The sequence below is a fragment of the Algoriphagus sp. PAP.12 genome (assembly GCF_026652115.1).
Classification (GTDB): domain Bacteria; phylum Bacteroidota; class Bacteroidia; order Cytophagales; family Cyclobacteriaceae; genus Algoriphagus.
Window position 1 is genome coordinate 575,160 of sequence record NZ_JAPPSQ010000001.1, and the last position, 20,336, is coordinate 595,495.

Sequence of the window (20,336 nt, forward strand, 5' to 3'; positions counted from 1 at the left end):
CAAAATTGAAAGCAAAAAGTGAGTTCTATTCATAGCTTGGTTTGATTCTAGTAAAGCCCATTTCATCATCAAGATTGATGTAACTATAAAGGGTACCTTCTTTGAAAAAAGAAAGCATCGAGGTGATATTAAAATCAATTTTCTCCTCATGAAGCTGATTCAGTTCTTTGTCAAAAATGGTCAATATGTTTTTGGTTACTACTGAGTCAGCGATCATTCTGTCCATATCAGAACTGACTCTCCAAAACTTTTCATTCATGTCGTCATATATTAACTCATTGAAATTGACCTCTTTATTTTTTTCTTTCATCGCTTTGCTCATTTCCTCATCACTATTGGTTTCTTTGGTATAGAGGCCTTTTTTGGCATTATCTGTTATTGATGATTGAAACTCTTTTTTGAATAAGGAATCCAATTTCGGGTCATAGATAAATGCCTCATTTCGAGTGGAGTTCGTCAGATAGAGTTTGCCATTTACCTCATTTAGCCAAATCCTTTCAATGGTACTCATCATGGGTCTACCGTCTTGATACTGGTTGATATTGAAGTCAACCAGGTTTTCGAGTTCTGGAATCGGAATTTTTTTCAAAGACATCTCATTCAAGTCAACTACAGCTAGTCCTCCAATTTTTCCTTGAAACATCTGAACTGAATAAGTTCCGAAAAAGTAATTGCCATCTTTGGAAGGAATAGCCCCAAAATCTATCCCTTCGTTTTCATCCAACTTGTCACCTGATAATTTATCAGCCTGAAAACTAAATCTTTTAAATTGATCCAAGCCTGGATTTGACTTGACCAAGGATTCATATCCTATAAAGAAAAAGTCACCTAGATCAGTGACAACTAAATCTGAAACATAATTTCCAATTCCTTCTGGGCCTTCTTTTTCCAAAGGGATGGATTCTTGAAAGGCCAAGGCGTCCAAATCTATGATTTCAAGTTCAGGAGATTTGGGATTCAGGTTGTAAAGAACCTTTTTGTCCAAAGAAGGAGTTGCCGTATTCATATATCCTGTGACATAAACAAGATGATCTCCCGGATCGACTTGAACGGTATCTATGGTATAGGAAAGGGCAAATTCTGAGTTTCCCGAAGCTTTTTCATCTTTCTCTCCACAGGAGAAAAAGACAAGGAGCGAAAATAGTGGTGCTAGTTTTTTCATTTTTAAAAGCTGAAGTCAAAAATCGCGAACCCAAGTTCGTCTTCTACATTAACGAAGGACCAAAGCTTTCCGTCTTTGAAGAAAGGGAATTCAGGAGCTGAATCCATTTCTTCGATCTCGGTTTCTCCGATTAGATTTAGCTCATTATCAAAGGCTAGGAGAAATATTTTACTTTTTGAAGGAGCATCTTCCACTAGGCTCGGTACCAGAATACTGCCGATTCTGAAAAAGTAATTTCTGCTATCATCCCAGATCAAATCTCCATACGTGATTTGAGATCTCATTTTCTCTACCTCATTTCGCCATGCCTCTCTATCGGTAAATTCTGAGTGAGAAGGAGGATCTGATTTGTATTTGGGAGCATATTTTAGATCATAACTATGGAGGGCCAATGAGTCAGTTTCTGGATCAATGGTATAGATATCACTTGTGACTGAAGAGGTGATATAGAAGTTCCCACTTTGTTCGGAGAGAAAGTAGTCTTCCGCATAGATTTGCATCATGGTTCCTTCCTTGAAGGCGATTTTGTAAAGTGCGGTTTTGTCCATTGCAGGAATCGGAAGAATTTTCCCCTCATTAGTTTCACTATTGATTAGGGCCAGTTCTACCGATGGTTCTCCATCGTTGAAATCTGAGCCTGGTACTGTATAGTACCATTTTAGATCTTCGCTTACTTTTAGACGATTGTTTTGAAGGGTCTTTCCTTTGATACCTATGATTTCTTCCTCATCCAGATTGACGGATTCATGCTTGATTCCTTGGAAATCAAATATTCCAGCAGTATTGAAGGTCTTTAAAAAGAACTGATCATTTGAAACGAGATCCAAGCTCCAAAGGAAACTCCCCACTCCATTGGGACCCTCTTTTTCATATGGAATCTTTCGCTCTAGAGTTAACTTGTCAAGGTCTATGACTGATAGTTTATTTTCCCCCTCAACAAATAAATACAACTTTTTATGGTCATTGCTGAGGTCAGCGAGTCGCAAATAATTGGACAAGTCTATGATTTCATCTCCTGGATCTACCACTACAGTGTCTACTGTAAATGTCAGATTCTCAAGAATATTATTGCTAGATGCACTTTTTTCTTCATCTTTTCCAGAGCAGGAAAACAAGAGAATAATCAGGGAAAGGGGGATAAGGTTTTTCATAGTATTAGAAATCAAAAGTGAATACTGCAAATCCCAATTCATCGTCAATATTGACATAAGACCAGAGCTGGCCATTTTTGAAGAATGGATCGGAGGGGGCCGAATTTAGATTTGGAAGTTTTAATTCTCCCAGTAAATTTAAGTCTGAATCAAAGGCGGTAAGGAAGATGTCCTTTTTGATTACTTCCCCAGACTCACTTGGGAAAGTGAAAGATGCAAATCTGAAATACATATTTCGACTTGGGTTCCAAATGGGATTCTCAAAATTGACACCTTTGAAATAATTAGTTACCTCAGTACTAAACTCATCAGGGCTATCATATTCCTTTTTTAGGGTGTTTTCCTTTCTTAATGGCGTCAGCTTTAAGTCAAATTCTTTGTAGAAAATCGAGTCTTTTTCCAAATCATAATAATAGATCGAACTTGACGCTTTACTGGAAATGAGGATTTTATTTCCAGATTCTGAGAGATAAAACGATTCAAAAAAATAGCCTCCGGTTCCACTCGTTTCTTTTGCTGATATTTCTGTAATCCAATCAAATTTTGGTAATTCCCAGGTTAGAATTTGATCCGATTTGGGATCTATTCTAGCCAACTTTTTGGGACCTTCCATCCTTTTTCCAGGAAGGGAAAACAGGGCTAATTGATCTTGGGTAAGCAAAAGAGAAAAATTGATAGACTCAAGATTTTGTGCCAATACTTCCTCTTCATTGATTTCCAAATCTTTCAGTTTGTTGCCATTTCGATCAAAAACGGCAAAATTTAGGTAGTTATTAAACCCGAAAGTACCATTCTGGTGGGCTACCAATTTTACGACGGTATTCCCAACCCCATTAGGACCTTCAGGTTCAAAAGGAAGTGATTCTTTAAGCTCTAAGCTTTCAAGGCTAATTACCTGAAGGACATTTTTATGAATATCCCACTTATATAGTGTTTGATGGTCTGGGGAAAGATCATAAGTGCCCAAATCGCGAGAAAGGTCGATAATCTCATTTCCAGAATTTACCAAAACCGTATCCACGGAATACCTCAGGTCTTCCAGAATATTATCCGATTCAGGCTTATCTGATTTCTCCTTTTCCGAACATGAAAACAAAAAGATTATCAGTGATATGATTGCCAGGTTTCTCATATTAAAAATCAAAAGTGAATACTGCAAAGCCCAGCTCATCCTCCACATTGACATAAGACCAGAGCTTGCCGTCTTTGAAAAAACAGTCATCATTTAGTTTTTGATCAATTCCTTCCAATTTTGATTCCCCGATCAGCTCAAACTCCTGATTGTATACATGTATAAAATTCTCATACTTTTTTTTGCTATCTGGATCAGGTTTGGGCAGTCCTATATGCGATAGTCTGAAATAATGTTTGGTGGAATTATCCCAATGAAATTTTCCAAAATTCACCTGATTAGTTATATCCTCCATTATTTGCAAGAACTCCTCCCTACTGGTAGAATTTGGATTGTAAGTCCCTGTTTTGGCTAATGGTACCAGTTTGTGTGAAAAAGCGATATGCTGTAAACTGTCTTGAGTACTATTCAGGATATAGATTTCATTTGTTGAGGGACTGCTAACCAGAACCTGATTATTTACCCATTCCAGTCTTGGACTGATGGAATAAAATATGGATGGTCCATTTGAGGTTAGCATGGTTTGAAAATCACGCGTCCCATTCAATGCATTTAACGGGAGTTGTCTTCCTGATTTTTCTATTAAATTGACCTCTACCAACTGGTAATCTTTTTCCATAGGATTAATTCCAAATAGAAAAGACCCATCCCCAAAAATTCTCGCCTTACTTGTGATTGGAAAATCATCTTTTAGATCAATACCCTCTATTTCGGATGATTTGAGAAAATATTGATTCTGATTTTTACCATCTAAAGTAAAGACTCCAGTTCCTTTGAAATTTGAAAAAACAAGGCTTCCATTGTTCAATTGGTTAAAAGCCTGAATGTATTCACCTACTCCATTTGGTCCTTCTTTTTCAAATTCCTTTTTGCCAATGAGTTTAAGCTTATCCAAGTCTACTTCCTGAAGGATATAAGCCTTTTCACTGAAAATGTACATCCTATCTCGGTTGGCTGACAGGGCGTAATTTCCAATGTAATCTCCTTCTAAAAGCATCAATTCATCTCCTGAATCAACAAGGATTGTGTCCACAGAAAAAGTCAGGTTTTCCAGAATATTACTGGAGGCTTGATTCTCTTTTTCCCCACAAGAAAATAGAGCTGAAATCAAAAATAGGATAGTTAGTTTTTTCATTTGTAAGGGTTTAAAAATCAAAAGTGAATACTGCGAACCCTAGCTCATCATCTACATTGACATAGGACCAGAGCTTGCCGTCTTTGAAGAATGGTGATTCGAATCTGTATTGGACATTTTCTAGTCGAGTCTCACCAATTAGGTTTAGGTTTTTATCATAGGCAAAAAGGAAAACCTCTGACTTTTTTTCCTTTTCCAGATCCTCATGAGGGATCAGTTGATAGCCAAATCTTAAGTATTGCTGTCTTTGCTCATCCCAGAGAAATTCATCAAAGCTGATTTGATATTTGAATTTGGCAGTTTCAGCAAAAAACTCTTTTTTAACTTCAACCTTATTTTTTACTTCTGCAGTTTTTTTGGAGGGAACAAGCTGATGAGGAAATTCTATAAAGTGAAGAGAATCTACTTGATAATCATAGATATAGATGTTGGAATTGGCGCTGCTGGTTATAAATAGTTTATTATTTATTGTTTTCATAAAAACTGCTTCACCTCTTCCCATGAATTCTCCATCTTTTTGGAATGAAACCCTAAACTTTAAGGTTGGGATCATATTGGGAAGTGGAATGTTTTTTCCTGTTTTGGATTCTGGATCTATGATCATCAATCTTACATCAGAGGTAGTTTTATAAGGATTAGTCAATACAAAAAGTGATTTCTCATCTGGAGAGAATTGAGCTTTGTAAGAGATAATTCCACCCTCATCAATATCTAGTCCTTCTATTTCTTTGAAATTGAACTTTAGACTTTTTTCTTTCTCTCCCGCGTTAGAATAGGTCCCTACATTTGCAGAGGAGGCAAAGAAAAATCTCTCATTGCTTAAAGGCTGAACTCTGGGAGGAGTGAACCCTATAGAGTTGGGGCCTTCTTTAGAAAATTGGAAAGTATTTGTCAGTGCAAGAGTTTGTAAATCAACCTCATTGATGGCGGCATTTTTCATGTCATAATAATAGAAACTCTTGGCATCAGGTGAAATCGAAGCGTACCTAGCTCCTTGTCCTAGGTCTATGATTTCATCTCCAAGATCAACCAAAACCGTGTCCACAGAAAAAGTCAGGTTTTCCAGAATATTACTGGAGGCTTGATTCTCTTTTTCCCCACAAGAAAATAGAACTGAAATCAAGAATAGAAGAGTTAGTTTTTTCATTTGTAGGGGTTTAAAAATCAAAAGTGAATACTGCGAAGCCTAGCTCATCCTCCACATTGACATAGGACCAGAGCTTGCCGTCTTTGAAGAAGTAATTTCTAGGTTCATTCTCCAGATCTTTAAGCTTTGTCTCTCCCAGCACATTAAAATCTTGATCATAGGCGAACAAGTAAAATTCATAAGTATTGGGATCACCTTTTTCGGCTCCCTGGAATGTTTTCTTGCCAAATCGCCAAAACATATCTCTACTTTCATCCCAAAGGATGGATTGATAGTTTAGCTGCTCCCCAAGTTTTCTGCGATTTTCTTTTACAGCATCTTCACTGGTTGGATTATTGTCTATATCCACTTGCATGACATTGGGAACGCTTTGATGCTGGATATCCTTGAATTCCATCTGATTTGTTTCTTTATCGAAAAGATAAATACCGCTCATCGGAGCACATGAAATAATCAATTTACCTGGAAGAGAGGTGGTATACTTGGGTGTGCTATAGTAATAGAAGTTGGTATATTCTCCCGATTTGGTTTGGAATGTGCCGCTTAGGTCATCCACAATTTTCATCTTCGGAATAGGATACGACACTGTAGTCTTCGCATTGGGGTCTGTTACATAAAGTCCGTATTCACCTGATTTTTCAAACGAAGGCTGGGTAAAAATTTTATTCACTTGAAAGTCATAAATAGCATTGCCAAAAAGTGCAACGTAATCTCCTGCCAAATCTGGGTCAATTCCTTCGGGAACGATTTTTAGGTCTTTTATCAATTTTCCCTGCATATCAAAAAGAGCCATTGTAGTATAGCTTTGGATAAACAATTGATTTGGGCCTAACTCGAATCCAGTAAGGTATGGACCAATTCCATTAGGTCCTTCTTCCTCAAATTCAGTTTTGCTTTTGAGCTTCAACTGATCAAGGTCCACTCTTACCAGTTTGTGAGGGCTATTTTCGAAAAACATCAATTCACTTTTATCCTCATTCACATCACTGGATCCGATGCCGTAGTTTAGATTAAAGAAATCTTCGCCTGCATCTACTAGGACTGTGTCCACAGAAAATGTCAGGTTTTCGAAAATATTACTTGAGGAATGGTCCTCATTTTCTCCACAAGAAAATAGAGCTGAAAGCAAAAATAGGATAGTTATTTTTTTCATTAGTAAGGGTTTAAAAGTTAAAAGAGAATACTGCGAAGCCTAGTTCATCCTCCACATTGACATAGGACCAGAGTTTGCCGTCTTTGAAGAAAGAACCAAAGGGTGTGTTATATAGGCCATCAAGTTTTGTCTCACCTAATAATTCCAAATCTTTCGAATGTGCCATTAGGAAAACTTCATACTTTTTAGGCCAGCCATTTTCATCAAAGGAAACAGCCCTACTTGCAAATCGATAATAGCGTTGAGATTTTTCATCCCATAAGAAGTTCCAGTAGCTTATTTGGTGATTAAGTTTTTTGAGTTTATCTTCAAACTCCCTGGTACTTCCCACTTTATTTCTGATTTCACCTGTTTTTTTCAAAGGGACAATTTCAAGGGGGAACTCTTTATAACTAAGGCTACCAGATAGAGCTTTATAAAAGTAAATTCCGTTCCCATTAGAATTGGATACGATCACCTGATTATTGGAGGTGTGTAGAAATGGGAATGGACTTTTATTTTCGTGATCACTTTTCACTGTGTAAGCCTTCATTTCCTGAAATAGGCTAAGCTCTTTGATCGTGATTCGTTTTCCAATAGAATCTAATGCCAATAAAAAATAATCACTTGTCTGATAGTCGAGTGGAAGAGAATACAACTGACCCAATTCAGGGTTATATTGAATTCTATTGATAATCGAAAATGGTTCAGCAGAGGTCCCTTTTACAATTTCTTCATGAGTTAATTTCCAGTCCTTAAATTTTATCCCTTGGGAATTGATTATACTTGGAGAAATCATATGTGGGAAAAAAAAATGGTCTTCATTTAGTGATTGAATTGAAAAAAAAGAACCACCGGGACTATTAGGCCCGTCTTTTTCCAAATAAAAAGTATCAATTAAACTGAGTTGGTCTAAGTCAATCTTTTGAATCTTTAGCCCCTTTATTATATAATACCATCTTGAATCTGGTGAAGGAGTTTTAATCATACCCAAACTAAAATCGACCATATCCTCTCCCATGTCGATCATGAAGGTATCAATCTCAAAAGTCAAATTCTCCAAGATATTCCTTTGTTCCGATTCTTCCACTTGATCTTCTGTCGGAGATTGCTTGTGACAGGCAAGAGCTAAAAAAGGGAAAATGAAAAAATAACGTTTGCGCATATTTCAAAAATCAAAAGTGAATACTGCAAAGCCCAGCTCATCCTCCACATTGACATAAGACCAGAGCTTTCCGTCTTTGAAGAATTTTTTGGAAAAAGGATCAGCCAAAACTATTGTTTCACCCAGTTGATTCAAATCTTTGTCGTAGACTGTCAAAATAGTTTTGTAGATCAAGGAATCTCCTTTTTCCCGATCCAGTTTGCGTGAAAACCTTACAAATTGATTGTTCGAACTATCATAAATAAAAGGGCCAAACTTTACATTTTTTTCTCTTTCCTTCATGATCCTTTCCATTTCATCAATCGATTCAGCCCTAGTTTGAACCGGTACTTTTGTAAAGTCCTCGGTTAGGGTGGAATGAAAGGGTTTGATAAGGGTTGTTTTAGTATCTAAATCCAGAATTAGGACTTCATTGGAATAGGCAGTTGAAATTATAAGCCGTCGGTTTGCCAATGCTAAATAAATGGGGTCATATACCCGGTTGCTCAATCTTCCTTGAACAAAAAGTGAATGGGTATAGGATGCGATTTTTTCGATGGATTCAAGTGGAATCTTTTCCACATTTCCATCTTCCAGGGAAACAATTGCTAGTCCTTTAGGCTCAGTTTCATAAGTTTCATAAATCCCGAACAATTCATTACCAACTGTGATTTTTGGGTTGAATGGAGCCAATATTTCAGGTTTTAGTCCTTTCAGAGCATCCTCAGTGAGAGAATACCTTTTCATTGTACTTAGATTAGGATCAAAAATTCTCAACTCATTAAAACTATAAAAAACGAAATTTTCAGATTGATCAAATTGAATTGCATAAGGCCATCCTGTTCCTAAATTTCCTTCCTTTTCTGTGGAGATTTTTGATTGGAGTTTCAGATCATCCAGATCAATAACCTCCAACTTACTTTCCGGAGTAAAATTGAAAAGTTTCTTTTGATCACTTGAAAGAGCAGAATGGCTTAGGCCAGATTGTAAGAAAATCAATTCATCATTTGCATCCACCATTACAGTGTCTATAATAACCAGCAAGTCGCCATTTTCTGTTTTTTGTTCGGAACAGGAAATGGAAACTAACAGTATTAAAAGAATGGGGAAGTATCTCATGATTTAGATGTCAAAAGTGAATACAGCGAAGCCTAGCTCATCTTCCACATTGACATAGGACCAGAGCTTACCTTCTTTGAAAAACATATTTTTAAGATTTGATTCCAGGCCTTCTAGCTTAGTCTCTCCGATTACCTGAAAATCTTTGTCATAAGCAAAAAGGTAATATTCGTAGGTAATGGGGTCCTCTCGAGAATTGCCCCTAAAAGTTTTTTCACCTAATCGAAAATACAGTTGTCGAGTATCATCCCAAAGCATTTCCAGAAAGTTTACATTTTGAAAGATCTCATTTTGAATTTGCCTTATTTGTTCAGGATCAGAAGGGTTTTCTGGAATTTCTACCTTCATTTCATTGGGTACCGTTTGATGTTGAATATCTATGAATTCCAACTCTTCGGTTTGGATGTCCAATCTATAAACTCCGCTGAAAGCAGCGGTGGAAATGATAACTTCCTCGGGAAAAAGTGTAATAAAGCTACCGACAAAATGAAAAGCGATCATCGTACCTTTTTCGGATTCAAAAGTATATGTCCCGCTATAATCATCTACGATTTTCATTTTTGGGACAGGCAAGGAATGAGCTTCTTTTGTTTCTGTATTGATAATGATTAGGATATTGTCTCTAGCATCTTGGAAACTAGGCTGTGAGTAGATTTTTTGTGTACAAAAATCATAAACCGACTTTGAATAAAGAGCACTGAAGTTTTTTGCCAAAATGGAGTCTATTCCTGTAGGAACTATCCGAAGGTTTTTGAGTTTTCTGGCATTTTGGTCAAATAGACCTATTATTGAATTGCTCTTGAGAAAATGCTTGCCTGTAGGACCAACCTCCAATTGGGAGAGATAGCTCCCTAAGCCATCTGGCCCTTCTGCTTCGAATTCTGTTTTTTTCAAAACCTCCAAGTCATCTAAATCAACCTCAACCAATTTGTAGGGATTACTTTCGAAGAAATAAAGCTTAGACAAATCCTCAGATTGCCCATTGGGGAAAATTCCGCTAGATAGGTTCAAAAAATCTTCCCCAGAATCAACTACCACAGTGTCTACTGCATAGGTCAAATTCTCAAGGATATTTTCTGATTGAGCTCTATCGGATTTCTCCTTCCCTGAACAGGAAAACAATAGAATAATCAGTGGAAGAGAAAAGAGAGATTTCATTTCGATTGAAAGTTTAAAGTATAGACTACAAATGCCGGGTTCTCTTCCACTACCCATTGCAAATAGAGTTTGTTGTCTTTAGCAAATCCTCCGGTTGGCATTAAATCCAAGCCCTCTACTATAGTTTCTCCAATAAGAGTAAACTCTTCATCATAAACGAATAGGTAAATATCTGCTGTGTACTGTCTCGTTACTTCATTAAATTCTCGGTTCATTTGGCCCATTCTGAAATAAATCTGGTTGCCTTCATCCCAATAAAATTGTGAGAAACTAATTTGTTTATCGATTTCCCTAGTTATCTCTCTTCTTCTTTCATTGGAATCAACTTCATTTGGAAACTCCCCGGTTTTTGCTTTTGGTACCAACTGATGAGGAAAGGTCATTAGCCGCAAAGAATCACTCTGTAAGTCTAAAATATAGGTATCGGAAGTCGCTCCACTGTCTATAATCAATTTCCCATTGACCAATTTTATCCGTTGATTTTCACCAGAGGAAATTGCTCCATTTCCTTGTCTGAAAACTACCCGGAAGTTCTTGGTCATTTCTAATGCTGGAAGATGGAGGAGTTTTCCGCTCATATCCTCTAAATTCAAAATTGCCAGACCTTCGGCGGTTCCCAAGCCCTCATTTGGAAGTGACAACAATTTGGTATTGTCAGGACTAATAACCGGGTCATTACCTAGCGAGTATGAAAAATCAGGACCTAATCCAGTGTAATCCTCCGGTTGAAGAGAAATTGATTTTGCTTTTTCCCCGTTTTTTTTGAAGATCCCTGCCTGCACTGAGCTTGCGAAGAACAGTTCCGTTTCGCTTAGATTCTGCATGTAATTCAGATACATGGGAATCATGTTGGGGCCGTCTTTTTCGAATTTGTGACGAGTCAATAGTTTGAGTGAATTGAGGTCTATTTCATGGACTTCCAAGTCAGGCTCAAAGTAAGTATAGACTCTATTCTTGTCCTCGCTTATTTCAAAGTTGGAATACGCACCCGGCATAAAAATTTCCTCTCCTACATCCACTACCAGAGTGTCAACAGAAAAGGTGAAATTCTCCAGGATATTTTCTGAAACCTGGTTTTCAGATTTTTGACCACTACAGGATGCAAGTATTATCCAAGGAAAAATTAAAAGGACTTTTTTCATAATTCTTAAAAATCGAAAGCAAATACTGCAAAGCCCAGCTCATCCTCCACATTGACATAGGACCAGAGCTTGCCGTCTTTGAAGAAAACATTGTAGTCGATTCTTCCCTCTAGATCCAGTTTGGTTTCACCTAGAAGCTTGAAATCTTGATCATAGGCCAATAGAAAATATTCATAGCTATATCCCTCATCGGGAGTTTTCGGCGCAAATACTTTGGTCGCAAGTCTTAGAAATATCTCTCTATTGGGGTTCCATTGTAGCTTTCTAAAGTGGATCTGCTCATTCACTTTTGCCATTTCATCCATAAAGCCTTCTTTGGATTTAGGCCTATTGTTTATTTCTCCTGTCAGCCGATTAGGCACTAAATGATGATCGATTTGGATAAACTTTAATTCTTCGGTAAGGGGATCATATTCATAAAAATCCCCCATAGCTGAACATGAAATCAGAATTTTACCTTTATGTTGAGTCAGATATACTTGCTGAGGAGAGACATTGAATGAACCATTTTGTTCGAAGACAATGCTGTATTGCTCGACAATCTCCATTTCAGGAGCTTCAATAAGTTTAGCTGAATTGGAAGCTAGATTTATTGAAACCAATCCCGGCTTTTGTCCTGAAGATTCGACTTCCGTTTCAACAGGCCAAGAATAGATTTTTTCATCTTCCCAATCGTAAATGCTATTCCCATATAAGCTGAAGAAATTTTCAGCCAAAGTTGGATCTAAGCCATCTGGCTTTGTTTTAAGGTCCTTGATTTTGGTGCCATTTCCATCAAAAACTCCGAACGCACCATTATTACCTAATAAAACTAGTTTTTCATCAGGTCCCACTTGGATGGAGCCTACAAAAACTCCTACTCCATCCGGTCCTTCAGATTCAAAATCCTTCTTGCTGATCAATGCCTTATTGTCCAAGTCGACTTTCAAGAGCTTGGGAGGCATATTTTCAAAATAGTACAGGAATTTCTGGTTTGGAGAAAGGTCCAAGGATCGAATTCCCATTCCCAAATTGAAAATGTCTTCCCCTGGATCCATTACCAGTGTATCTACTGTAAATGTCAGATCTTCAAGGATATTGGAAGATGAGGATTCTTTATTTTCTTCATTTCCAGAACATGAGAAAAGTAAAGCAATCAAAAATATAACTGATAGATTTTTCATAAGAAAGGGATTAAAAATCAAAAGTGAATACTGCGAAACCCAACTCATCTTCGACATTAACATAGGACCAGAGCTTTCCGTCTTTGAAGAATGAAAAATTCGGAACTTGATCCAATTCAGGGATTTCGGTTTCTCCAATTAGTTTCAACTGATCATCGAATGCAAAAAGGGAAACCTGGGATCGGGTATATCGGTCTTCTCCTTCCTTTTTGGGCTCATAGATTCTTCCAAAGCGATAAAAATGATTAGTTGACTCATCAAAAATTAGCTTCTCAAAGGAAATTTGAGTCAAAGCTTTTTCCATTTGATTATCAAATTCTTCTTGTGAAGAGACGGTGTTTAGAATGGGTATTTCCTTCTCATTTGGAACGATGGTAAAATCAAATTCCAGAAGTGAAAGAGAGTCTGATGGGTAGTCGTATTTGTAAATTTTATTGGTAGTCTGTCCTGAAATATACATCGCATTACCAAACTCTTGCATGTTGATTGATTCAGCATAAATGGAAACCGCCTCCTCGGATTGAAGGATTATATTGTATTTCCCAATGATTTCTAATGCAGGAATGGGGAGAACTTCACCGGAGGAATTCGCCAAGTCAAGTTTGACCAGACTTCTAGTCCCTTTCATAAAATTGCTTGGAAGTGAAAATGCTGAGTTTTGATTTTTGGATAAGGTGAGCTGATTGTTCAAGTTCATTTTTTGGCTTTCGTCCAATCCTTCTATTTCAATTTCGTCAGGATTGAGCCTTAGGTCCTTAAGTTTTTCTCCATCCTTGGAAAAAATTCCTGAATTTCTAAAACTTGTGAATAAAAACTCCTCTCCTGGAAGAACGTTGGCGCTGGAATGAAAACTGGTTCCGATTCCATTTGGGCCTTCTTTTTCAAAAGGAATCATTTCTACCAGTTTCAATTCATCTAAATTGACCTTGTTGACTATTCCGGCATTTCCATCCAATAAATAATAAAAGGTCTTGCTTTCATCGATGGAGGCCAACCTTGCACCTTGCGCTAGATTGATTATCTCTTCTCCGGGATCAACCACAACTGTGTCTACTGAAAAAGAAAAGTTCTCTAGGATATTGGAAGTGCCAGATTCGGAACTTTCATTTTCTCCACAGGAAAAAAGGCAAAATGAAAAAATGAATATGGGTAGTCTTTTCATAGGGTAGGGTTTCGTTTAATATTTAAAATCAAAAATGACAAAGCCCGGATTTTCCTCTACTACAAAATAGGAATAGAGCTTTCCGTCATGAAAAAATGCTCTATAAGGAGCCCAAGGAAGGTCCACTTTGGTTTCCCCCAATAGGTTTAAATCCTCATCATAGGCAAATAAGAAAACATCAATTTTTTTTCTGTCACCATTTTCATTGAATCCATTTGTCTTAGTGGCAAAACGGAAATATTGTTTTCCAATGTCATCCCAGAAAAAGCGTTGGTAAGTGGGCTGCTGATTGATTTGTTCTCCCACTTCTTCTACTCGCTTGTCAGAATCTACCTCAGAAGGAAATGTGCCTGATTTGTTTATTGGGACTAGTTTATGAGGGAATGTTTTCAGTGTCAGTGAGTCATTTTCCAAGTCGTAGATATAGGTATCGGAAGTAGCTCCAGAGGTGATGAAAAACAAATTATCCAATTTCTTAAGTGTGATAAAGTCGCCATAGGTCACACTTCCACTTCCTTGGGTAAAAGTCGATTGGAAGTTTTTGGTCATTTCAAGAGCTGGAAGATCGATGATCTTCGCGGACTTGTTTTCCAAATCAAAGACAGCAATCTGGGACGAAAAGGTCTTTATTTTATCGGCTTTGGAAATCGCCTTTTTCTGATCTGGACTTATGTGAAGGGTATAATTGATTTGTGACAAATCATCTTCTATTCCATCAAACTCCGAGGGATCAATCTTTATTACTCTGATTTTCTCTGCATCCTGTGAAAAAAGCCCAGCCATAGAAAAATCAGCAATTAAAAACTCTCCAGAAGGCAGCATATCAAACTGCTGGAAATATCTTGGAGCTTGATTAGGACCATCATTTTCAAATTTGATTCTTCGAACAAGAGATGGTTTTGTCAGCTCGATTTCATGAACTTCTTGGCCATTATTTAATGGAAAATATACGATGGGCTGGTTGGGGATTTTTACAAATGTCGAATAGGCTCCAGCATTGAAAATTTCCTCTCCAACATCTACAATTACGGTGTCAGTGGTGATCTGAAGGTTTTCTAGGAAATTTGTCTGAAGTTGTTCTTCATTGGGTTTTGAGCAGGAAAAAAAAACAACCAAACTCAAGAGGAAAAAGTAGTTTCTCATACAATAGATTTTAAACTATAAAGCTAAAATATTTAGGCTAAAAACCTAGTGAAACTATGTTAAAATCGTATGACTCTGGGTATTGAATAAGTTGAAAATTAGCTTGTATTAACTGCTCAGGATTAGTTGAGCCACCAAATGGAAAAATTCAAAATGGACGCAAAAGTGACCCATGCCAGATATGGAACCATTAATCCCGAGGCAATTTTTGAGACTTTTTTAAACTGAATTACACAGGTCAGAATCAATAGCCAAAGAGGGAGAATGATGAACAAACCTATCAATGGAGACTCTGCTCCAAAAAAGGCTGGCGACCAAATAGCATTCAATGCCAATTGGAAAAAGTAGAGGTTGAGTAATTTCCTTTTCTCAGGATGTTCGCTTTTCCAAATCAGATAGCAGGCTATTCCCATCAGGACATATAAAAAGGTCCACATCGGTCCAAAAATCCAATTGGGAGGGTTGAAACTCGGTTTATTCAAAGTGGTGTACCAGCCTTGAACGGCTGGAATAGTGAAATACGCTCCCAATCCTCCTGCTAATTGAGGAAGGGCAAGACTGATGACGAGTTTGAGCCAGTTGGGCATTTGAAAAATCAATTAAACCTTCACTCTTTAAAACTAAGGATGCCCTACTTTGTTTTGAGGAATTTCTAAAAAAATAAAAAGCACAAACGAAAGGCTTGTGCTTAAGGATTAATCGGCTGAAAATGACTGAATTCTTAAATCGATTCAAGAAGCGTTCTAAATGCCAAAGCTTTCTCTCCGTAGCGCTGAAGAGTCTGATTTCTAAGTGCATTGGCAAATCTATTTTCGTATTCAATTAACTTATTTGTGCTTTCTGCAAAGAACTGCACACTGTAATTGGTACTGCTATCATCCGGGCTATTGAGCAGTCTGAAGAACTTATGCTCCACAAATAAACCTGTAGCAAAAATCTCAGGAATATGGGTTTCTTTCATCCAGGCAACGAAGTCTTCGTCTATTTCATTTGCTACGCTAAAGGTGATGTTGTAGAGAATCATAGCTTAGTAAGGGATTATTTTCTTTTTTTGTTAACAAATTCTGAACAGCAAAGTTAGGAATCCCAAGCCGAAAAACTCAATCCCAATCATATTAGCAACAACCCATGCACAAAGTAGTACCAGAAAGAGCTGCTAATTACAGTCAGAGAATCATTATTGCCAAAGTGATCATTGTCGTCTTGTACGCTGTGGGCTTGGTGGGCCTGAGTATTCCCGAATACCAAGATTGGTTTTTGAGTCTCACTCCAGTTCAACTATTAATTAGTTTGGTGCTAATTCTTTTGTTTCACAGAGGTTGGACAGATGCTTTTCCGATCTTTGCTGCGGCTGCGTTTTGGATTGGATTTGGGGCAGAGTTGATAGGAATCCATACGGGATATCTCTTTGGAGACTATGTCTATGGACCGACTTTGGGCCCGATGCTTTGGGAGGTTCCCATAATTATTGGGGTAAATTGGTTTATTCTGGCCTATCTGACTGGATCTGTTTTCAGAACTATCGAGAATGATTATTACGCAGCATTTCTTGGAGCGATAGCGATGACATGCCTGGATTATATCATGGAGCCTGTGGCGGTGGCTTTGGATTTTTGGTATTGGAAATTTCATGTGATCCCGGCTGGTAATTATGTGGGTTGGTTTGGAGTGGCTTTTTTGATCCATTTGATCTTCCGAAAGGCCAATTTTGAGAAATACAATCCACTATCATTACTCATGTTACTGTGTATGATTCTCTTCTTTGCGATCCTCAATTTTACGGTTCTTTAACCGTTTGCCTGTTTTCTTGAAAAAAAATTTCATAGTTTGAAAACAATTTTCTCTGTATTGGATTTAAGAGAAAAGGAAATAAATAGCTTGTTTATAGATGCTTAAAGCGATTGGGTTTATTCTTTTAGGTTTTTTACTGATGGAATTGTCCGGATGGTTCATACACAAGTATTTAATGCATGGACCACTTTGGAAGATTCACAAAACTCATCATCAGCCATCGAAGTCATTCTTTGAGCTAAATGATCTGTTTTCATTGTTTTTTGGCGGGATCGCTATTGTTTTAATTTTTTTGGGAGTAGAGGCTTTGGATTTTAGATTTTGGATGGGAGTAGGAATCAGTACCTATGGGATGCTGTATTTCTTCCTTCACGACGTCTTAGTTCACAGGAGGTTAAAATGGTTTGATAGGCCAAAAAACTCCTGGTTGATGGGGATATTCAAAGCTCATCAAGCCCATCATAAAACCAATCAAAAAGAAGGAGCAGTATCTTTCGGGCTGTTTTTGGTTCCTAAGGAATATTTTAAAAAGGAGGAGCAGTGAGTACTTATTCGATTAAAGACCTAGAATTGTTGTCCGGCATCAAGGCGCATACCTTGCGGATTTGGGAGCAGAGGTATAGCCTTTTGAATCCGAAAAGGACAGAAACAAATATTCGATATTATGATGATTCGGACCTCAAACTGATCCTGAATGTAGCTTTGCTCAATGACAGTGGTCTGAAAATCAGTAAGATTGCCAATATGTCTTTGGAAGAAATCAGAGCTGAAGTCATCAAACTAACCGATAGATCGCTGGCCCATGATGATCAGATTCATGCCTTGACTATCTCAATGGTGGAAATGAATGAGGATCGATTTGACAAGATCTTGACTTCTAATATCCTCAAGATCGGATTTGAGCAAACGATGCTGCATATTATCTATCCATTTCTCAATAAAATTGGCGTGCTCTGGCAAACGGCCGCTATCAACCCTGCTCAGGAGCATTTTATTTCCAATTTGATTAGACAGAAATTGATCGTGGCTATAGATGGCCAAGTGGTGGACGGAGATGGAAAGAAATTTATGCTGTTCTTACCTGAGGGTGAGCTTCATGAGATTTCATTGCTTTTTGCCACCTATGTAATCAAAAGTAAAGGACATAAAGTAATCTACCTTGGACAAAGCACACCCATGGAGGATTTGGTTTCCGTCTATGGCATTATCAAACCTGATTATTTGTTGACGGTATTCACCACTACTCCGGGGATGGAATGTGTGGAGACCTACGTTCGGGATTTGGGAAACAATTTCAAAGAGGCTCAAGTCCTAGTCTCAGGTTTCCAAATCATAGGTCAGGATATCGTGCTACCAGAGAATGTCCAGCAATTGAATTATTTGGGTGAGATCAAGCAGGTTTTGGAGCAAATGGATGAATTTGTTTAGCTATTAGTTTAACAAAAAAAAAAAAAAATTAAACAAAAGGTGTTCTTCAGAGAATGCCTTTTTTTATGCTCAGGAGGCTGTTATGGTGCTTTTTGAGTGTAATTGGTTCTGGATCAAGAATAAATTGTTTAATCAAATAAAAAAAACTTTAAACAATTTCTTTGATTTTTGTTTAATTAAATCTAGATTTGGTTAAACAAAGAATTCAAACACCATGACGACTCTAGAATTCAGTTATTCGCTCAATAAGATGAGCTCCTCTTTAAAGCCATTCGCCTTGAAGCTTACTCGAGACAGAGACGATGCCAATGATTTGTTGCAGGACACAATGGTAAAAGCTTTTACCAATCGTGACAAGTTCACCGATGGGACCAATCTCAAAGCCTGGTTGTACACGATTATGAAAAACACCTTTATCACCAATTATCAGAGAATGGTGAGACGGGCGACTTTCGTGGATACGACTGACAACCTTCATTTCATCAACTCCACTGATTCAAAAATCGAAAATGGTGCCTATGGAAGATTTGCCATGGATGACATCACTGCCGCAATCGAGGGATTGGAGGAAGTATATAAAGTTCCATTTATGATGCATTTCCGTGGATTCAAATATCACGAGATTGCCGAGGAGCTTCAAATTCCAATAGGAACTGTAAAGAATAGAATCCATATTGCTAGAAAGCTCTTGAAGGAGAACTTGCTAGTTTACAGAAATATGAATTAAGAAATGAATCAAAAACATGTGGTGGTAATCGGATCCGGATTTGCCGGACTTTCCTCAGCCACCCATTTAGCAGAGCAAAGTTGTAAAGTCACCTTACTGGAGAAGAACGAAACCCCAGGTGGTCGAGCGAGGAAGTTTGAATATCAGGGGTTTGTTTTTGATATGGGTCCGAGCTGGTATTGGATGCCCGATGTATTTGAAGACTACTTCGCTCATTTTGGAAAAAAAGTCTCTGATTATTACGATCTGATTAGACTAGACCCTTCCTACGCGGTGATTTATGGAGAGAATGATCAATTGGATATTCCTGCAGATCTGGAAGAATTCAAAAAGATGCTGGAAGAAATTGAGACGGGAGCTGGCGGTCAATTGGATAAATTTCTAGAACAAGCCAAGTACAAATACCAAGTCGGGATTCATGATTTGGTCAAAAAACCAAGTCGATCACTGATGGAATTTGCTTCGCCGGGTCTTTTGTTGGATGTGATCAAAATGGATGTCTTTCAGTCCATGTCCAAACATGTCAGGAAGTTTTTCAAATCGGAGAAAATCATCCGTTTAATGGAATTTCCAGTTTTGTTTCTCGGTGAAACAGCTGAGAACATCCCTGCCTTGTATTCCTTGATGAACTATGCAGATATTGCTTTGGGTACCTGGTATCCCAAAAAAGGAATGCATGAAATCATTCGTGGAATGGTCGAATTGGCTGAGGACAAAGGAGTGTCTATTCGATACAATGCTGAAGTGGAGGAGATAGAAATCGAAAATGGAGTGGCGAAAAGAGTTCGATTGCTTTCAGGTGAAAAGATTGAAGCAGATGTGATCGTAGCAGGAGCAGATTACCACCATGTAGATAAGCATTTGGTCAATCCTCAATACAGTAACTATTCCGAAGAATATTGGGATAAGAGAGTCTTGGCTCCGTCTAGTTTACTCTTTTATCTGGGGATTGATAAAAAGCTTCAGAATCTTCGTCACCATAATTTGTTCTTTGATGAAGATTTAGGGCCACATGCTGATGCAATTTATAGGAATCCGGAATGGCCAGAAAAACCACTTTTCTATGCTTCAGTTCCTTCACAAACTGATCCAACAGTGGCTCCTGAAGGAATGGAGAATATGTTTTTGCTGATTCCTTTAGCTCCGGATTTAGAAGATTCGGAAGAAATGCGGGAAAAGTACTTCCATATTATCATGGATAGATTGGAGAAAATTACGGGTCAGGAGATCCGTTCTCATATAGTTTTCAAGAGGTCTTATGCGCATGCTGACTTCAAAAAAGATTACCATGCCTACAAGGGAAATGCCTATGGTTTGGCGAATACTTTGACTCAAACGGCCATTTTAAAGCCCTCTTTGAAAAACAAAAAGGTGAATAATTTGTATTACACTGGACAGCTGACTGTTCCGGGCCCTGGAGTTCCCCCCTCTTTAATTTCAGGGTATGTGGTTGCTAAAGAGGTGATTAAAGATCACAATTTGTCACAAAAAATGTAATTT

Annotated in this window: 20 protein-coding genes; 5 read left to right on the forward strand and 15 right to left on the reverse strand. The window is 37.8% G+C overall.

What is annotated here, in order from left to right; all coding sequences use genetic code 11:
- Nucleotides 1-25 precede the first annotated feature (25 nt).
- From O0V13_RS02445 to O0V13_RS02515, 15 genes are all read right to left on the reverse strand, one after another.
- Complete coding sequence (locus O0V13_RS02445; RefSeq protein WP_268033396.1) at nt 26-1,162, reverse strand: DUF4221 family protein; 1,137 nt, start codon at nt 1,160-1,162, stop codon at nt 26-28.
- A gap of 2 nt (nt 1,163-1,164) precedes the next feature.
- The gene (locus O0V13_RS02450) at nt 1,165-2,313 is read right to left on the reverse strand and encodes a DUF4221 family protein (RefSeq protein ID WP_268033397.1); all 1,149 of its coding nucleotides are present in this window, start codon (nt 2,311-2,313) and stop codon (nt 1,165-1,167) included.
- A gap of 4 nt (nt 2,314-2,317) precedes the next feature.
- Entirely contained in the window at nt 2,318-3,445 is a 1,128-nt protein-coding gene (locus O0V13_RS02455) for a DUF4221 family protein (protein WP_268033399.1), read from the reverse strand.
- A gap of 1 nt (nt 3,446) precedes the next feature.
- Complete coding sequence (locus O0V13_RS02460) at nt 3,447-4,580, reverse strand: DUF4221 family protein (RefSeq protein WP_268033400.1); 1,134 nt, start codon at nt 4,578-4,580, stop codon at nt 3,447-3,449.
- Nucleotides 4,581-4,590: 10 nt separating this feature from the next.
- Entirely contained in the window at nt 4,591-5,727 is a 1,137-nt protein-coding gene (locus O0V13_RS02465; protein WP_268033401.1) for a DUF4221 family protein, read from the reverse strand.
- Between the two features lie 10 nt (nt 5,728-5,737).
- Complete coding sequence (locus O0V13_RS02470) at nt 5,738-6,880, reverse strand: DUF4221 family protein (RefSeq protein WP_268033402.1); 1,143 nt, start codon at nt 6,878-6,880, stop codon at nt 5,738-5,740.
- A gap of 10 nt (nt 6,881-6,890) precedes the next feature.
- Complete coding sequence (locus O0V13_RS02475; RefSeq protein WP_268033403.1) at nt 6,891-8,024, reverse strand: DUF4221 family protein; 1,134 nt, start codon at nt 8,022-8,024, stop codon at nt 6,891-6,893.
- Between the two features lie 3 nt (nt 8,025-8,027).
- Complete coding sequence (locus tag O0V13_RS02480; RefSeq protein ID WP_268033404.1) at nt 8,028-9,122, reverse strand: DUF4221 family protein; 1,095 nt, start codon at nt 9,120-9,122, stop codon at nt 8,028-8,030.
- A 3-nt stretch (nt 9,123-9,125) separates the two neighbouring features.
- Nucleotides 9,126-10,280, reverse strand: coding sequence for a DUF4221 family protein (locus O0V13_RS02485; RefSeq protein WP_268033405.1), 1,155 nt, complete (start codon nt 10,278-10,280; stop codon nt 9,126-9,128).
- The gene (locus O0V13_RS02490) at nt 10,277-11,422 is read right to left on the reverse strand and encodes a DUF4221 family protein (RefSeq protein WP_268033406.1); all 1,146 of its coding nucleotides are present in this window, start codon (nt 11,420-11,422) and stop codon (nt 10,277-10,279) included. Before O0V13_RS02490 ends, O0V13_RS02485 begins: the two co-directional genes overlap by 4 nt.
- Nucleotides 11,423-11,427: 5 nt before the next feature.
- A complete protein-coding gene (locus O0V13_RS02495) occupies nt 11,428-12,585 on the reverse strand; it encodes a DUF4221 family protein (protein WP_268033407.1) in 1,158 nt (385 codons plus the stop codon).
- A gap of 10 nt (nt 12,586-12,595) precedes the next feature.
- Entirely contained in the window at nt 12,596-13,747 is a 1,152-nt protein-coding gene (locus O0V13_RS02500; protein WP_268033408.1) for a DUF4221 family protein, read from the reverse strand.
- Nucleotides 13,748-13,762: 15 nt separating this feature from the next.
- The gene (locus tag O0V13_RS02505) at nt 13,763-14,890 is read right to left on the reverse strand and encodes a DUF4221 family protein (RefSeq protein ID WP_268033409.1); all 1,128 of its coding nucleotides are present in this window, start codon (nt 14,888-14,890) and stop codon (nt 13,763-13,765) included.
- A gap of 122 nt (nt 14,891-15,012) precedes the next feature.
- Nucleotides 15,013-15,477, reverse strand: a complete 465-nt coding sequence (locus O0V13_RS02510) for a TspO/MBR family protein (RefSeq protein WP_268033410.1) — start codon at nt 15,475-15,477, stop codon at nt 15,013-15,015.
- Nucleotides 15,478-15,611: 134 nt separating this feature from the next.
- Nucleotides 15,612-15,914, reverse strand: coding sequence for a DUF4286 family protein (locus O0V13_RS02515; protein WP_268033411.1), 303 nt, complete (start codon nt 15,912-15,914; stop codon nt 15,612-15,614).
- Between the two features lie 104 nt (nt 15,915-16,018).
- Between O0V13_RS02515 and O0V13_RS02520 the strand changes: the two genes are divergently transcribed.
- The 5 genes from O0V13_RS02520 to O0V13_RS02540 all read left to right on the forward strand — a co-directional run bounded on the left by O0V13_RS02520 (nt 16,019) and on the right by O0V13_RS02540 (nt 20,333).
- Nucleotides 16,019-16,681 (forward strand): carotenoid biosynthesis protein, encoded by a 663-nt coding sequence (locus O0V13_RS02520; RefSeq protein ID WP_268033412.1) that lies wholly within the window; start codon nt 16,019-16,021, stop codon nt 16,679-16,681.
- A 97-nt stretch (nt 16,682-16,778) separates the two neighbouring features.
- Nucleotides 16,779-17,225: a sterol desaturase family protein gene (locus O0V13_RS02525; RefSeq protein ID WP_268033413.1), complete on the forward strand. Its 447-nt coding sequence runs from the start codon at nt 16,779-16,781 to the stop codon at nt 17,223-17,225.
- Complete coding sequence (locus O0V13_RS02530) at nt 17,222-18,109, forward strand: MerR family transcriptional regulator (protein WP_268033414.1); 888 nt, start codon at nt 17,222-17,224, stop codon at nt 18,107-18,109. Before O0V13_RS02525 ends, O0V13_RS02530 begins: the two co-directional genes overlap by 4 nt.
- A 214-nt stretch (nt 18,110-18,323) precedes the next feature.
- Nucleotides 18,324-18,836 (forward strand): RNA polymerase sigma factor, encoded by a 513-nt coding sequence (locus tag O0V13_RS02535; RefSeq protein WP_268033415.1) that lies wholly within the window; start codon nt 18,324-18,326, stop codon nt 18,834-18,836.
- Nucleotides 18,837-18,839: 3 nt separating this feature from the next.
- Entirely contained in the window at nt 18,840-20,333 is a 1,494-nt protein-coding gene (locus tag O0V13_RS02540; protein ID WP_268033416.1) for a phytoene desaturase family protein, read from the forward strand.
- Nucleotides 20,334-20,336: the final 3 nt, after the last annotated feature.